15 protein-coding genes are annotated in these 16,521 nt (G+C 44.0%); 9 read left to right on the top strand and 6 right to left on the bottom strand.

The annotated features are described in order from the left end of the window. Position 1: 1 nt before the first annotated feature. The gene (locus tag GF309_03995) at positions 2-484 is read left to right on the top strand and encodes a DUF115 domain-containing protein (GenBank protein ID MBD3157929.1); all 483 of its coding nucleotides are present in this window, start codon (positions 2-4) and stop codon (positions 482-484) included. A gap of 41 nt (positions 485-525) precedes the next feature. Here GF309_03995 and GF309_03990 read toward each other — a convergent pair whose 3' ends face one another. Continuing rightward, the gene (locus GF309_03990) at positions 526-1,008 is read right to left on the bottom strand and encodes a hypothetical protein (protein MBD3157928.1); all 483 of its coding nucleotides are present in this window, start codon (positions 1,006-1,008) and stop codon (positions 526-528) included. 354 nt (positions 1,009-1,362) lie between these two features. Between GF309_03990 and topA the strand changes: the two genes are divergently transcribed. Both topA and GF309_03980 read left to right on the top strand, forming a co-directional pair. Beyond that, positions 1,363-3,198, top strand: coding sequence for a DNA topoisomerase I (topA, locus tag GF309_03985; GenBank protein MBD3157927.1), 1,836 nt, complete (start codon positions 1,363-1,365; stop codon positions 3,196-3,198). Then, positions 3,195-3,428, top strand: a complete 234-nt coding sequence (locus GF309_03980) for a hypothetical protein (protein MBD3157926.1) — start codon at positions 3,195-3,197, stop codon at positions 3,426-3,428. The genes topA and GF309_03980 overlap by 4 nt, the downstream gene beginning before the upstream one ends. Here GF309_03980 and GF309_03975 read toward each other — a convergent pair. Then, positions 3,391-3,738 carry a hypothetical protein gene (locus GF309_03975; GenBank protein MBD3157925.1) on the bottom strand — a complete coding sequence of 116 codons (348 nt, stop codon included), beginning with the start codon at positions 3,736-3,738 and terminating at the stop codon, positions 3,391-3,393. The genes GF309_03980 and GF309_03975 overlap by 38 nt on opposite strands. A 103-nt stretch (positions 3,739-3,841) precedes the next feature. Here GF309_03975 and GF309_03970 point away from each other — a divergent pair, with 103 nt between their 5' ends. Then, positions 3,842-5,767: a DNA repair helicase gene (locus GF309_03970; GenBank protein MBD3157924.1), complete on the top strand. Its 1,926-nt coding sequence runs from the start codon at positions 3,842-3,844 to the stop codon at positions 5,765-5,767. Positions 5,768-5,773: 6 nt separating this feature from the next. Here GF309_03970 and GF309_03965 read toward each other — a convergent pair whose 3' ends face one another. Next, the gene (locus GF309_03965) at positions 5,774-6,529 is read right to left on the bottom strand and encodes a hypothetical protein (GenBank protein ID MBD3157923.1); all 756 of its coding nucleotides are present in this window, start codon (positions 6,527-6,529) and stop codon (positions 5,774-5,776) included. 68 nt (positions 6,530-6,597) lie between these two features. On the opposite strand from GF309_03965, the gene GF309_03960 reads away from it, so the two are divergent. From GF309_03960 to GF309_03950, 3 genes are all read left to right on the top strand, one after another. After that, positions 6,598-7,302 (top strand): hypothetical protein, encoded by a 705-nt coding sequence (locus tag GF309_03960; protein ID MBD3157922.1) that lies wholly within the window; start codon positions 6,598-6,600, stop codon positions 7,300-7,302. A gap of 32 nt (positions 7,303-7,334) precedes the next feature. Further along, entirely contained in the window at positions 7,335-7,886 is a 552-nt protein-coding gene (locus GF309_03955) for a CDP-2,3-bis-(O-geranylgeranyl)-sn-glycerol synthase (protein MBD3157921.1), read from the top strand. A 140-nt stretch (positions 7,887-8,026) separates the two neighbouring features. After that, positions 8,027-8,872, top strand: a complete 846-nt coding sequence (locus GF309_03950; protein MBD3157920.1) for a CBS domain-containing protein — start codon at positions 8,027-8,029, stop codon at positions 8,870-8,872. Between the two features lie 4 nt (positions 8,873-8,876). Here the strand turns inward: GF309_03950 and GF309_03945 are convergent, their stop codons facing one another. Beyond that, positions 8,877-12,470: a DNA polymerase II large subunit gene (locus GF309_03945; protein ID MBD3157919.1), complete on the bottom strand. Its 3,594-nt coding sequence runs from the start codon at positions 12,468-12,470 to the stop codon at positions 8,877-8,879. Between the two features lie 281 nt (positions 12,471-12,751). On the opposite strand from GF309_03945, the gene GF309_03940 reads away from it, so the two are divergent. Next, complete coding sequence (locus GF309_03940; protein MBD3157918.1) at positions 12,752-14,518, top strand: DUF3127 domain-containing protein; 1,767 nt, start codon at positions 12,752-12,754, stop codon at positions 14,516-14,518. Here the strand turns inward: GF309_03940 and GF309_03935 are convergent. Both GF309_03935 and GF309_03930 read right to left on the bottom strand, forming a co-directional pair. Then, entirely contained in the window at positions 14,515-15,762 is a 1,248-nt protein-coding gene (locus tag GF309_03935) for an aminotransferase class V-fold PLP-dependent enzyme (GenBank protein ID MBD3157917.1), read from the bottom strand. The genes GF309_03940 and GF309_03935 overlap by 4 nt on opposite strands. A 5-nt stretch (positions 15,763-15,767) precedes the next feature. Further along, entirely contained in the window at positions 15,768-16,001 is a 234-nt protein-coding gene (locus tag GF309_03930; protein MBD3157916.1) for a hypothetical protein, read from the bottom strand. Between the two features lie 57 nt (positions 16,002-16,058). Here GF309_03930 and GF309_03925 point away from each other — a divergent pair, with 57 nt between their 5' ends. Continuing rightward, positions 16,059-16,388 (top strand): hypothetical protein, encoded by a 330-nt coding sequence (locus GF309_03925; GenBank protein ID MBD3157915.1) that lies wholly within the window; start codon positions 16,059-16,061, stop codon positions 16,386-16,388. Positions 16,389-16,521: the final 133 nt, after the last annotated feature.

Genomic DNA, 16,521 nt, shown 5'->3' with positions numbered 1-16,521 from the left:
GATGTCTCAAGCCGTTTTTGTCGCTGCAGATGGGGCTGCTTCTGCATTTCTTGAAATTCGAAAGACTTGTGATATTATTGTCACTGATCTCGATGGCGATAGAAACGATATAGGTGAGATGATACAAGAAGGGGCCTTGGCGATAGTCCATGCACACGGTGATAATATACCTACGTTGGAAGCTTATGTTCCAGAAGTACTCCCGGTGTTGGGTAGTACACAGGTTAAGCCAACAAGTAGAGTATTTCTCTGGGGTGGATTCACCGATGGGGACAGGGCATGTTTTCTTGTGTCACACTATAGCCCCCGAAGAATCATCCTAGCTGGAATGGATTTCGGAAGCCTTGTCGGTAGATGGTCTAAACCAGACAAACATCAGCATTTCGCAGCAGACGCAGTGAAACAAGCTAAATTGACCATTGCAAAGCAGCTGATTACTAACCTACAGCAACAGAGCAATATGGAGTATATGCTACTCAATTAAAAACCGTAATATTGAGAGGCTACTCTCTTGAAGAGCACCCTCTAGAACTGGCCGGTTTTGACTCCGTATAGATAGGCAAATATCAGGAAAGCGAGGCCTGCTAGAATGCTTCCAAGTACCAGCAGCCGGGTTGCATATCCAGGATTGAAAACATACTTTGATGCATAATATATGAGACCTAATCCAACCGTACCCATCAGTACAACAACAGATGCTACAATACCTTCCATACCTAGCTGTTGATTAGTGCCTGGTGCAACCAAGATTGGCTGATTATTTGAACCACCAGCAATAGATGGAGGAGTCTTCACAAGTGTGTAAATGTTCCCTCCAAGAACGAAAAGAACACCTAGGAACATTATACCAAAGACTACGATGTCAGGAGGTCGACTAGGCATCCCAAACCGCGGCCTGCCAAGTCTTAATCTCGGTTTGACAATGAATTTTGGCCACCAAGGCTTCAACAGTGTTACCTCAAATCGATTGCTTTCAGGGTCCTCTTTTAAGAGTATCGTGGGATACAAAACCGTACCATCGGTTTCATCGTTCGATATTTAAGCTCGAACTAAGAAAAACACTAGTTAACTAAAATTAGTAGAGGTCTTACTCTGAAAAGAACGACAATAATAGCTGAGAAGCCTCAAGCAGCAAGACGCATATCCAAAGCTCTTGCGAAGGATGGAGTTTTCACGGAGAAGAAGAAGGGAAAAGCTTCCTACTTTGAATTTGAGCGTGAGGGGCAAAAGGTATGTGTTGTCTATGCATTAGGACATCTATATGAGCTCAAGCAGGCAAAAAAGGGATGGACATATCCTAGACTTGAAACAGAGTGGGTTCCCAAGTATGAGGTAGAGAAGAAAGACAAGAGAAGCAAGGGGTTGATTGAACTAATTCAGGAAGTAGCAGAGGGATCACAGAATTTCATAATCGCTACCGATTTAGATATTGAGGGGAACCTAATAGGATATCATGTACTCAAGTATGCCTGTCGGGCGGATCCGCAAAAGGCTCAGCGAATGCGTTTCTCTACGCTCACAGAAAAGGAATTGCGCCGTGCGTATGAAAACCCATCCGAACACCTTGATTTCTCCATGATAGATGCAGGTATCGCCAGACATGAAATTGATTGGCTTTATGGAATCAATCTTACTCGAGCATTGACCCTCGCAATCAAAGAAGTAGCTGGATGGTTCAAAATCGTTAGTACTGGAAGAGTTCAAGGACCCACATTGTCTTTTGCGGCAGATAGAGATAGAGAAGTGAATCTCTTTGTTCCAGAGCCTTTTTGGGTAATACTTCCAAAGGGAAAATTCGGTGGAGATGAGTTTGAACTAGAATACTCCAAGAATAGAATTGGACAGAAGCTGCATGCGAGTGAAATCAGGAGAGAATTACTCAATAACGAAGGTAAGGTAGATGACATTAAGCGAAGAACATTTGAGAGAAAACCTCCAGTTCCTTTCAATCTCAGCGGACTTCAATCAGAGGCATATAGGCACTTCGGGTTTAAACCAAGCCGGACTTTGGCCATCGCACAATCGCTCTATCTTCGTGCACTGATTTCATATCCTCGAACAAGCAGTCAGAAATTACCTGAAAGCATCGACACTAAGGAAATCCTTGAACAACTCAAAGAACAGAAAAAGTATAACACGTTAGCACAAAAGGTTTTGAGAAACAATAAGCTTACACCTAGAGAAGGAAAAAAGGAGGACCCCGCACATCCAGCTATTCACCCTACGGGAAAAAAACCAGAAAAAGCACTTCCAGCTAGTGAAGCGAAAATCTACGATCTCGTGGTTCGGCGTTTCTTTTCCGTATTCGGAAAGAACGCTGTAAGAGAGAGTATACGAGCAGATATTCATTGCAAGAAGCATGTACTACACGCGAGAGGAATTAGAACCATCGATGCAGGTTGGATGATATACTATGGCGAATACGCTTCACAAGAAGAGAAAGCGATACCAGCCTTTGAAGTAGGAAGCACCATAGACATCACAGCGGTCGATGTTGATGAAAGATATACCTCATCATCCCCCAGATACAATCCATCAAGTATGGTGAAGAAATTAGAAAAAGTTGGACTGGGAACAAAGGCGACCCGAGCCGGAATAGTAGATTCATTGAAGGCAAGGGGGTATACGACCGGAGATCGATTCGAACTGTCAAAGCTTGGCTATGCTATCTACGAAACCCTGAATCACTATGTTCCAGAGATTCTCTCTGTTGAGATGACAAGAGAGCTTGAGGACAAAATGAACGGAATACAGGATGGGGAGCGGAATCTCGAAGAGGTGCTGAGAAACACCAAAAACTCGCTTTCAAAGCTATTGAAGACCTTCAAAGAACGAGAAGAAGAGATAGGAAATGCTCTGGTTCATGGACTGAGAAGATATTGGAAGAATAAAAGGGAATTAGGACCCTGCCCAAAATGTGGCAATGGCAATCTAGTCATAGTACGCTCAAAGAAAACCGGGAAGCGATTTGTGGGGTGTTCAAACTACAAAGAGACCGGATGCGACCAAACCTATCCGCTACCGCAAAAAGGAGAGATTCAACCCTTAGATGAGAAATGCCCACATTGTGGACATCAGATGATACGGGTGCACTCAGGTAGACGCCCCTGGAAGACCTGTGTTAATTGGGCCGATTGTCCAGGAAGACAAGAAGAATTGAAGAATCTGAAAAACAGAAGAGAGGAGGGGGAGAAATGAGTAGCTGTACAATCTGTGGGCGCGAGTTATCGGAAAGGAGCGATCTTTGTGAATACCATTGGATGGCAAAGAAGAACATTGAGAGAGGATATGAGCGTTGGAAACAGGCTCTTGACATTCCCTATGAAGAGTATTTGCAAGAATTGCGTGAAAATGAGGAAACGGGGCGCTGGATCAAGGATGTTGTTGATGCTATTCTTGCTGGAGATGTTGTTTCAGCGCCCTCATAACGCCCATGGTAGAAGCTCTATCGAAATCCTTCACGGAAACGACCAATATACAAGATTTTTCCGTCCAGCTAGAAATACGTTCCGCCAGTGTTCTTGCCAATGTTGAATCCATGGCTTTCGAAAAGAGGGTTGTGGACGCTGGCTCATTTCTACCTCTTCCTTCAGGTATACTGACAGCAGTATTTCCCAATCTGAACTCACTTGAATCGGAAAGTAAGATAATAAGCCCGTTTTCGAGATACATTACCCGCACTCTAAGTGATCCTGTCTTTGTCTCAACGTCGAAATCATTGATATTCTTAGCGTCCATGCAATCCACGTTGTTTCCCATAGAAGATACCTATTAAATCATTGACGGGTCGGACAACAACAGCATTATCAGGGCAATGAAGTTGCACTAGTATGATAAGCCAATGAAAACTGAATTCGCTTCAAATGATTTCTTCCCCTACAAACAACAAAGATCAGGACAAAGCGAGATGATGAATCGCATTGAGGAGGGAGTAAGAAAGGGCAAGAATATCTGTGTGGAAGCTCCAAACGGGTTTGGAAAAACAGCAGTTACATTGGCAGGTACACTGCCGTGGGTGAAGGAGAATGATGGAACCATTCTGTATTGTGCTCGCACTCATCGGCAATTGGATCGAGTGATGGAAGAACTCAAGGAGATAGAAGCAAGGGAAACGGTAAGCGGAGTGTCATTTAGAGGGCGAAGCCATATGTGCGTGAACCCTTTTGTCTTAGAAAATACAGATTATGTTTCATCCTTAGGGGATGTATGTGGGCAGCTTAAAGCTAGCAAAAGGTGTGCTTATTACGAGAATCTAAAAGAAAGCGGGGGAACAAGGGCACTGCTTGAGAGAATGCCTTCTTCCGTACTGAAAGCTCCAGAGATTGTGAAGTTCGCGGCCAAACATGACCTCTGTCCCTATGAATTGGCAAAACGACTTGCAAAGGTAGTTGATGTAATATCACTCTCATATCTGTATGTTTTCAGCCCATTTGTTCGAGAAGCTTTTTTTCCCGAACTAGAAAAACCAATGTCGAAAATGGTATTGATACAGGATGAGGCACACAATGTTCCAAGTACTGCACTCGATTCGGCAAGCGATTCACTAACAGTTGGAATCGTTAGACAGGCAATTAGAGAAGCCTCAACTTACAATGACAAGAAGAGCAAGAAGTTCTGTAAAGGCTTGGCAGGAACCATTCTGGATTTGTCAACAGGGATGAAGGACTATGATGAGATAAGTGTCAACCCTGAAGCAATTTATGAAACAGCTATAGAAAAATCCGGTTTGGGAGAGAGAGAACAGATTCTCATGCATATGGAAGACATGGGGAATAATATCCGAAGAGGTTTGCTCAAGGCAGGGAAATTCCCACGATCAACTATCCACAGAGTAGCAACATTCATGATGAACTGGCTGAAATACATTAAGCACGATGACTACGCATTCTTAATGGAATCTGAGATAACTAGGAGCAAGAGCAGAAAAATTTCACTGGAGCTTGTTGCATTAGACCCTACAGCTGTTACGTCCCCCATTCTGCGATTAGTGGGGAGTTCTGTAGCTATATCTGGAACTCTTTCACCTATTGATGCATATTCAGAAATGCTTGGGTTTGGTTCGCATTCCAAGAATCTGACTTATTACAATCCCTTCGCTAAGGAGAACAGAAAAGGAATAGTTGTTAAAGGCGTAGAGACTTCATACCGGTCAAGAACAAACAAAATGTTTGAAAGAATAGTAGCACACTGCGCTGCCATCGTACGTGCTACGCCCACGAACATAGGCATCTTCACAACCAGTTATGGACTGATTAGAGAGCTGATGTCAGCGGGGCTGGAGAAAAAAATCGAGAAAAAAATGTTCATTGAAAAGCGGGGTCTTAGAGGATCCGAGAATGACAGACTAGTGGAAGATTTCAAAAAGAGAGCTGAAAACGGGGGGGCAGTATTGCTTGGAGTGCAAGGGGGGCGCAATTCGGAGGGGGGGAATTTCCCGGGCTCCACCATGGAAAGCGTTGTGGTTGTAGGGGTACCTTATGCTAGACCCACCCCTAGAATCGAATCTCTCATCAACTATTATGACAAGCGATTTGACGGTAAAGGCCGAGATTATGCCTATGTTTTACCAGCTATGACTAGGGCAATACAGGCAGCTGGAAGGCCAGTAAGAAAGCTTGATGATAAAGGAGTAATAGTATTTCTAGATCAGCGATTCGCAACCGGCTATCTGAAGAGATTCATGCCAAATTGGCTAATCGAAGTCACTCATACACTCCCAGATAATCCCAATTTGGTAGAAGAGGAAGTGCAGGCGTTCTTTCAATAAACGCCTCTACTCCAAAAATGGTGAAAGTCTTGCCCTACCGAGTAGAACCGCACGAGCTTGGCTTACCGTAAGATTGACCCTTCCTTGACTAAGACTTCTAACTAGATGTTTCAAGGAACGAATGTACCCTCGTTTAGGCTCAAGATGGGAGTCTGATTGTAAACAATCTCTACCACGACGTGAGGCAATTAGAACAGCGGACGACTCATCGGAAGCACCGGATAGTGTTGTATGACTTTCGTCAACCATTTCAACAGTAGTATTCTCTGAGAAAGACAATTCTCGAAGATATAGAGCAGCATATAATTGAGAACCAGTTCCGACTCTCACTATTGGATGAGGAAATTCAGTATGTGAGGCGAGTTCAGAAACCCAGTACTCAGTATTCTTCGCCGCCTCGGCCGGGGAACAAAGGGTTTTTGCGTAGACAGCAGTACCATCAGCTACAAGGGCTAATCCGAATCTCAAGCCGGGGTCGACACCAATAGCTAGAGACTGAGGCGCATCAATTTCAAATAGATTCATCATTATCTCAATTGCAGCAATATCGCTATCAAAACACCCGGAAACAACAACCTGACGTCCAGGATTGAAAGTACAAGGAGGATCATCGGTATCGGTAATTACAACTTCTGCCGATGCACAACGAATGTCATTCGGTGGACAGATAACAAAAGATAAGCCTAGCTCCTCAAGTAACTGGACACTCAGATATAGCGTCTTGGGATTCCTCGTTGCTACGGCAACCTGAAATTTCTCCATTTGGTAGTACCTTCTGTCTTTATCATATCTAAGAGTAGCTTTATGTAGCAAATTAATTAGTCCTCAGATTGGTGAACTCATTATTGATTCTTCCGTCGGGGAATCGCCTAATTGATACACTACTGGAAGGAGGGTTACATACCGGTGAACTTACTCATATCTATGGAGAGGCCGCCGCAGGCAAGACAACGCTCGCATTGCAGTTTGTGCAATCCGCTTACAGAATCGGCATCTTCAGTTTGTACATCAATTCGGAGTCAACATCTCCAATTCCAAGATTGGAACAGATAGCCAATCGGCAATTCGAGAAACTAAAAGAGAGAGTAACGTTAGTGTCACCAGTGAGTTTTCAGCAACAAGGAGAGATGGTTATTGACCTTGAATCATATGCAAGAGAGGGTACCAAGCTTGTCGTAGTAGACACTATGACCAAGTTATATCGAAGCGTGTTGAGCAATAAAAGGCAAAACTACGCTGCTCATCGTCAGCTAAACACGCAAACAGGCATACTGAAAGGAATCATCAAACAGCACGATATCGCTTTGCTCATATTGAATCAAGCGAGAGGCAGTTTCAATACTGATACTGATTTTGAGCCGGTTGCGAAGAATATAATGGAATACTGGGCTGATCGAACCTTTAGAATGGGTATCGGGAATAAACCTAGGGAACGGATAATCGAATATCAGAAGAATGATAATAAACCAACTACGCGAAGATTATATCTAACTGACCAAGGGCTCAAGGTTCACAGCAAAGAAATAGAAAAATAATAGTAGAGGACACGGATGCAAACATGTATGAAATATTGACCCTGATAGGCCTCTCCATTTGGCTTGGTCTGCCAGCTTGGATAGCAAATGCTATACCGGTTATTCTTGGCGGCGGGCTACCCATAGACCTAGGGAAAAATTTCATCGATGGAAAGAGAATCCTAGGAAACGGAAAGACAATACGGGGATTTATCACAGGCGTGTTATTCGGGACACTTGTGGGAACAGCTCAATCCATTGTTGCACCTTTTTTGGTAGCTGAAGTCACCCAGTATGTTTCTGTAACTCCAGAAATGCTTTCAATTTTCCATTTGACAATACCAATTTCATTTCTACAATCAACAGGAGCGCTTACGGGAGATATGATTGGTTCATTTGTAAAGAGACGGGCCGATGTTCGTAGTGGTAATCCTGCACCTGTACTCGATCAGCTCGGATTCATAATCATGGCATTGTTGTTTTCTTCGCCACTCATATGGCCAGGACGGGAGTATGTTTCAATTCTCATAATGATGACATTGGGCATTCACTGGATAACCAATATCACCGGCTATATCCTCGGGTTGAAGGATAAGCCCTGGTAGAAGCATTTCGACAACCTTTTATGTTTGCAGAAGTGTCTATTCATATTCTCACAAAGGGGTACACGGAATAGAATAGACGAAATATTTGTGGGATCTCTTAAACAGATTTTGATGAATAATACCGGAGTAGGTTTGAAGCAATGAAGGTATCAGACTGCATGCAAAAAGATGTAGTTTACGTCTCTGTACCAGGTACTCGGGAAGATGTACTGACAATTATGGCAGAGAAGGAGATTAACGGTTTTCCTGTTTGCAAGAAGGGAACGAAACAACTAGTAGGCATAGTAACAAGAAGTGATCTGCTCCGCAAACCAGATGAGAATCAGCTTGCAATGCTCATGGTGCGAGATCCAATCACAGTATCACCGGATACGGATATTCATGAAGCAGCAGAGATAATGGTTGAGGAGAATTTCCGGAGATTGCCGGTTGTCGAAGGTGATGAGCTAGTAGGCTTAGTTACAGTTCCCGACATATTGGGAGCAGTGCTTGAGCCCAGCGAGAAATACCAAAATGAGAGTATTGGCGATTATATCAATGAGAGAGTTATAGCTATCTGGGAGGAAACTCCACTACCTTTATCCTATATGATAATGGAAATGGCTCAAGAGAGCGCCCTCGTCGCAATGAATGAGAGTGGAGGAGTGACTGGACTGATTTCTGTCAGTGACTATATCCGACTCTCAGAAGTTGCTATAGAAGACAATGTATCGAAGACTTACAGCGGAAACGAAACCGGGGTGGAATGGGGTTGGACTTCCAAAGACTTCCTTGTTGTAACCAAGAAGCTATTGAGATTACCACATGTACCTGTGAGCGAGGTCATGACCAAGAAGATTATTTCATTGAGTGAAGTTACAACTGTTGCTGAATGTGTAAGAACGCTCAGGAGAAACAACATAGATCAAGCACCCGTGCTATCTGCAAAGAATGCCCTCATCGGTATGATTGAAGATAGGGATTTGCTGAAGCTGACAATTGAATAACATATCATCCCAGAAAATCGGTTAGTGTAGTCTGTTCAGAGAAGAATAGTGAGTCAATAGCACTACTAATCAGGTTAAGTCGCTGCTGAAGATACAGACCAAGCTCGTGGTTTTCAATCATCTTCTGTGCGATATCCAAGTATTTTGATATATTCTTCTGCCGAACTGTCAAAGAAAGATTATTCCCGCATTCACATTCTCCAGATAGCGGAATGCGCCGATAAACACGTCGACATTTGAGGCATTGAATTTTCTGTGTTGAGAAAGCACGGAGATTGCCCATTATATCGCGTATGAAATGATGGGATAGGACTCTTTCAGCAACATCTTTAACATCCACAGCATCGATAAGGTCAGCCAATCGAAGTTGAGCCTGAAGCTTCTCAACCATTGAACCAAGTGTCTTGTAGCGTGTGTTTCGTGGGCCTTCATCGATTGAAGAGGTATCATGCGTGAATGAGAAACCTTCGTATTGAGCTGAGGAGCCCAATCTTGAAGCGATAATGTCGACTAGCCCTTCAACATTTTTCGGATGTTTACCTCGTGCCGCCATTTCGTAGAATGCAGCGGGATATCTACTGCAGATTTCAATATTGTGGCTTTCATCGTCAACCTCGCTGGGATCTAGAATCACCGAGAGAACAAGGGGGGCATCCATGAAACCACCTCGGCCTGCAGGCAGATATGATTTGGAGAAATTCAGAAGTGCATCTAATACGAGAATTAGTGCGTCCTCGTCACCATCACAGTTCCGTCTTTTAGCCGCATGCCAGTATGGATGGGCATAACACAGACTAGCATCGGTGAAGCCAATAATCCTTCCAATGATGCCAGAGGAAGTGTGGGGAGCAAGTCCAATCACAAGCTGCCCAACCAAATCGTCTGTATTCCTGAACTGATAATGGGGCTCTAGATTGTATATTCTCTCCAAACAATCATCTACAAAAGCTCCCACTCTCAGAAGATACTCCGCGCAGTTTCGTGGGACCACCAAATCCTGTACTTTTAGTTCTACAATCTGGCTACTGGATGTCAAAGCATTCCCTTGATAATCGCAAGTATAGCCTAATTCACGGAGGCGTCCTATAGAAACTCCAATTTCGGATGGGCGGAAATGAGTAAGGGGAGCGTCCGTGGCATCAAACCGTGCTGTACCATCTCGATAACAATAAACCTCGTGCTTAGCCCGCAGAATCCCTTTACCCAGATATTCAGGAATTTTCAACTCGCTGGTCAGACCCAGAACACCTCTAACACCATGGGTTTGAGACTCGCCAATTTCTGATTTTACACGTTCCAATAAGCGTTCTAGGTTAACGTAATACTTCCTTGTTGATTTGACCGAGTTGAAATTATGTCGAAGAGAACATTGAGGAGCTGTTCGATCGTCCTCGGCCTTGACTAGACGACCACAGTCTTCTTCTGAACACCATTGAACCAATTTTGTATGAGAACCGCAATCCGGGCAACGGGATTCAAAAGTCGTCACCTTGTACGAATCTGGGGGTCGGGACTCAAAGGCCGATGCGTTACAAGATGTGCAGATCCTTGTGACCATCTCAAGGGGAATGCCAGAATTTCCCAAGTCATCGTTCATATTTGATGTGTTCTCAAACGAGTCCAAGGTTTGAATGGTCTTCGAGGCTTCAGCCACTTTCTGAATTTCGCGTTCAGTTGATAGGGATCGACCCACAGGAAAAAGAACGTGTACCGGCGGACGCATTTTCCGCTCTTCAGCTTTCTCCGGCCGTCCCATTCTTGCCCCAATGGAGAAACCAATCTTGTCGCGAATAGATATGTCTGAAGCTGAATTGACCATCTCGAGTGCGTCAGCGCCTTTACAACTATTGGATATATCGCCAAACTGAGAAAGTATCGTTTCGGGTGCATCAGATAGCTGAATTACCGAACTGTCGGAAGAAAGAGTGTGGGGGATTCCTGCCTTGCAAAGAATCTCTTTCTGAGTAGAGTCATAAGGTAAGACAATTCTGTTAGTCCCACGGACTTTCTTGATTTCATAGTTCTTCAGAAGCCATTCACGAATGGTCTGAAACTCATCTCGCAATAGTGCTAACCAGCGATAAGTATAGCTCGGATGCAAGGGAATTCTAAGAACCTTCGCAAGAACCAAGGCTTCACTAGCAGTAGGAAACTCAGAGAGGGGATATTCGATGAAAGCATTCACACGTTCCAAGCTAATATTGCATTCAGCAAGCTTCGATTCCAGCTCGTGGACACTTAGCTGGGAACAAGCTTGTTCTAAATCATGAGACCACCATTCTTCGCAATATCCAGGAGGAATAAGTGGATGATTGTTCTCAAGGAATTCTCCCAATGCAATCATTATATCCCCCAGATAGAGAATGCGTTCAATGTTATCCTGGAGTTCACGTGCCTCATTTGCATTATCGATTTGTTTAACAGTACCATTTTTGAGAAGAACTATAGGCCCTTCTATTGAATCGACAGGTGTAACAATGGAGCCTTTTCCAGGTCTCTCAGTTCGAATGTGGGTGCCAGGTGCGAGGAATGAGTCAACGAGATACATAGTGGCGGGATGGGCGCCTACACCAGCAAGACCTGTGTTTCTAGAACGACCATATCGCAAGCGAAAACCAGCCTTTCTTGAGGGATGAGAGAATACTGGACGGCCACCAATCACGTCGGCCAAGTAGTCAGATTTCGGGGATAGTTTTTCGCTAGTCTCTTCATCTTCTCCCTCGGTCTCTTTTCTTATTCTTCCTGCGAGCTCATTTAGCCAGTTCCAACCTTCAATCTCCATGCTATTAACTATCTTTGCCAGCTTAGAAGCCCTTCCAACCACTCCATCGTTCAGTACTAGAACGGAACCCCCTCTAACGCGATTTGTTTCTATTCGTTTAAGATCTCTAGTGCCGGACACCTCAAATGATTCAGTTGGTTCACCGGTCAGCATAATTGGGAGCTTAGAGGCGGCGAATCGAACCAAATCCGAATGAACGGGATACTGCAAATGAACTGATTTCGAGTACAGCTCCACCTCTTCAACTGCACGTTCGATTTCATCATTAGATGCACGGAACGGGGGAAGGCCTAGTTTCTGACGAACATAATCTGCAACCAAGACTGTCATAGCAGCTTCGGTTCCACCTGCGGCACGAATTGGACCAGCCAGATACAATGCTAGGTACCGTTCAGGATCAGATCCTCCAATCCTCACTTTGGCAATACCCTCTAATGGTGCAGCAGTGATGCTCTCCGTTAGAATAGCTAAACCAACTCGGACAGCTTTATCCGCGGCTTTCTCAGAATCTTCAATATTGCCCAAATCCCCAGTAGCAATTTCACCTGCAACGGTAAAGGCTACTTCTTCCCGAGACATTTCTTCTTGGAGCTCACGAATACGATGCTCAACTCCTTTTGGGCCACCAAGGGTAGCTTCCACTCGAGCTGCTACATCATGTGCAGGAGGTATTTCCACAAAGGGTTTGGGATCGTAACCGAGTTCCCGAGCTTCGTCAGCAATATCGTAGATTTGTTGAATGCGTTGTTTTAGTGATTCAAAATAGTCATCATAGTAGATTGTATGTTCGGGTAGTTCAGGTTCAGCATGGTCCATCTGCTATCACAAACCTCTGCGAAATCCCTCTAGTATTTTTTTCCTGCAACGAAATTCTCGATTTCGTGTATTTGGGGAAGGCGGTCTTTCTTGACTGATATAGCGTGTTTTGGCTTTTTCTGTTTTGGTTATCATGATTCAATCCCAAGCTTCAGAGTAATGGACATACCATCGAAGGATAATAGATTACTCTGTAGCGGCGAGCATATCACTTTATAGCCTACCCCCCTGAATGATGATTAGGGAATCGCCCAGAATCATAATACGGTTAGTGGTAAGAATTGCATTCACTTGAAGAGATAATCGAACTCATACTGAAACACCTTCCAGAATATGAACGAAAAGACATAATTGACTTGATTAAAGAAAAAAGGCAGGAACTAGGTGCTGAAATAGTAAACGAAGAATCTGCAGCTATGATTGTGGCAAGAGATCTTGGTATTGACCTCCGTCAAGTATCCCCAAAGACGCGATTGAAGATTGAGGATATAGCAGAGGGAAACAGGAATGTAAACTTGACAGCGAAGGTTGTGAGCGTGGGGACAGTCAGAACTTTTGATCGAAATGATGGTACCAAAGGAAGAGTAACAAGTATCACAGTAGGAGATGATACAGGAAGGTTGAGAGTTGTTCTATGGGATGAACAAACGAAGATTGTCTCGGAGAGAAAAATCAATGTAAATGACGTGGTTCAGATTAGGGGGGGCTATGTCAAAAGAGGTTTGGGAGATTCTTTGGAATTGAATATCGGGCGAATGGGAAGAATAGTTCCACTTGACGAGTACGAAATGGAAGAGTTTGATTTAGAGGTGCCAGACGCAAAGCAAATCAAGGTAGAGGATTTGAAGGATGGCGTTTATGACGTTACGCTAACTGTACGAGTTATCCGAGTCTTCAGATTTACAACCTTTACTAGAAAATCGGATGGAAAGGAGGGTAAGGTGATAAGCCTGAAGGGAGCCGATGGAACGGGAAGCATTAGGGTCGTATTCTGGGACGATAATGCGGAAAAAATGAAGGATGTATCCGAGGGCGAGGTAATTCGAGTGACAGGGGGCTACACAAGAGAGGGAAGAAATGGTGAAATCGAATTACACGCAGGGAGAACTTCGAAAATTGAAAGAGGATTAGACAAGGAAATCGAAGTATCAGAGGAGCTTGGAGAAATCAGAGAGAGTTTAGGTAAGAAACCTATTTCCGAATTAGAATTGGGTATGTGGGACGTTGACATAGAGGCAAAAGTAGTACAAGTAATGCCCCCGAAATCTTTTGAGAAAAAGAATGGTACGGACGGCAAAGTTCAGAATTTCGTTGTCGCTGATGAGTCAGGCAATATCCGTGTAACAATCTGGGACGAACGTGTAGACCAGCTAGAAGAACTGAAGGAAGGAGATATCATTCGGGTGCAGCACGGTTACGTTAAGGAGGGTTTCCGAGATGATGTAGAATTTCATCTTGGACAAAGAGCAGAAGTAGAACGGAATCCCGGAGATTCCAATCTCGACCAGCTGGACACATCTACAATAACGACCACTGGACCTGTCCGTGCAGGTAGAGTAATCATTGATGATATTGACGAAGACGACGAACGAAAGTATGTTGAGGTCTGTGGAATAATAGTCTCAATCGGGCAAACAAGTCCCATCTATTTGGCATGTCCTGAGTGTAACAAGAAAGTACAGGAACAAGATGGAAACTACAGTTGCAGGGTATGTGGAGAGATAAAAGAACCAGAACCTAGAATGCTTTTTAATATCACCATTGATGATGGTTCGGGATCAATCAGAACAACCCTCTTCGGTCAAACCGGGGAGAAGTTGCTTGGTCTGACTGCTGCAGAAGCAAATAAGATGATATCCGAGTCAGGAAATCAAACAGAACCATTGGATAAACATTCAGACAAGATTCTTGGAAAGTATGTTGTGGTACAAGGAAGAGTCAAAAAATACAGAGATTCCATTAATCTATCCGCTTCTAACCTAGATTTCGCAGATCCAGTAGACGAGATTAAGCGGTTGAAGAGAAGCATCTCGGGTCTTTTGAGTTAGGAGGTAATTTCAATGAAATCAGCAATGCCATTCAATAGAGTCTTGACATCTTCCTTGTTATTGTAAAGATAGACACTTGCCCTGTTGGTGCCTTTCTCTGGTGGAATCCCAATTTGGTAATGGAAAGGATTCGCACAGTGAGCACCCGAGCGAATGAATACATTTCGCTCAGAGCTAAGGTATGTTGCCACATCATGAGCGGAGCCAACAGTATCTATGCTGAAAGTAACGAGTCCGGTTCTTTTGTCTACGGACTTTGGACCGACAATACGTACATGTTCCATGGACCCAAGTTCGGATAGAAGAACATCGAGAAGTGCTTTTTCGTGTCTCTCAATCCGGTCCATTCCTATTGAATCCAGATAATTCGCTGCAGCTGCTGCACCAATAGCTCCAGCATAATTCTGTAAACCAGCCTCAAATTTCTCGGGAGGGGGCAAATATTCAGGTTCTATTTTCTCATCGTCAAAACGTACATCGCGTACCGTATCACCGCCATGAAGAAACATGTTCATCTCTTCTAGTAGTTCATATCTACCATAAAGTACACCCATTCCCGTTGGACCACACATTTTGTGAACAGAAATTGCTGAGAAATCAACACCGTTCTTCCTAACATCAAGTGGATGATGTGGAGCATACTGAGCATCATCAGAAAGTACAAGTGCTTCACAATCGTGAGCGATTTCGACGATTTCTTTGATGGGTGCTATTGTCCCAGTAACATTTGATGAGTGTACGATAGAGACTATTCTGGTTCTCGAGTCGATAGCACTCTTCCAGTCTTCAATGTCGAAGATACCGTCGTTATTAGGTTTGACAACCTCAACTTCAAGATTATCTCTTTTGGCTCGTTCGACAAAGGGAAGGGAACCACTATGGTGTTCCAGACTAGTAGTCACAATTTTAGAACCACGTGGAATGCGAAGTGCGCGAGCCACCATATTCATGGATTCTGTAGCGTTTCTAGTCCAGATACATTCCTCGGGACGGGATGCACCTATGAAACGAGCAAAGTCTTCTCTAGCTTGAGAGAAGGCATTGGAAACTTCCTCAGCAAGTTTGTGAACACTGCGCCCCCCACAAGCGGGAAATCGTTCATAGTATTCGTTCATAGTGTCTATGACGATTCTGGGTTTCAAAGCCATGCAGGCGCTATCTAGGTAAACAATCCCACGGCCGTTGATCTTCCGATTTAGAACTGGAAATTCATTCCTAACCTCTTTCCATTCCTTGTCAGTCATTCACATCATTCAACCTTCATATCCCAGCGGTAACCATCTTTGTCAAGATTCCGCGTGATAGAACCACTATGAAGGAGGCTCTTGGCGGCGGTAAGAATTGCGTCTCCACCTGCACAACCAGAACAAAGATGGGAGTACTCGCTAGAACGAGATGTTTTGATGAGTTCCGCAGTACTTAACGGCCCTTCATGCTCTAGTATTTCGAGTACACATTGTTCATTCGGCGATAAATCGTTCATCACAGAGATGCACCAGACAGTCCGATATTAAAGCTTTCATCAGACAGAGCTTTGGAAATGAAACCCCTTAACAAAATCCTTAAATTCTCAATTTTGCGGCTCAACATGCTCGATTTCTCTCAGAGCCTATCTTGTCCAGTTCTAAGAGAATTAGGGGTGAATAGTATGGGTAGAAGATCCAGTAGCCGCTCAAGAAGAAGACTTCCCACGGTATATCCGTGTCCAGCCTGCGGAAAGACTGCCATCAAAATTGATGTATTCAAGGATGAACATATAGCAAGTGTCAAGTGTGGTTCCTGTGGTTTGGAAATGAAAATCGACGAGGTAAACCCACTGACCGAGGCAGTAGACATCTATGGTGAGTTCATCGACCAATACTATGAATGAATCTCCCTAGTAGATTTCATGTAGTTTTAATAGATGGCTATTGAGAACGATTATAAGTAAAATTCAAGGAGGCAACTTGAGTATCATGCAAACCGAGATTGTAGGAATTATCATAAACGCCATGGCCATAGCT

The sequence above is a fragment of the Candidatus Lokiarchaeota archaeon genome (assembly GCA_014730275.1).
Taxonomy (GTDB): Archaea; Asgardarchaeota; Thorarchaeia; order Thorarchaeales; family Thorarchaeaceae; genus WJIL01.
Note: the sequence above shows the minus strand (reverse complement) of the source record. Positions and strands in the feature narration are given on the sequence as shown.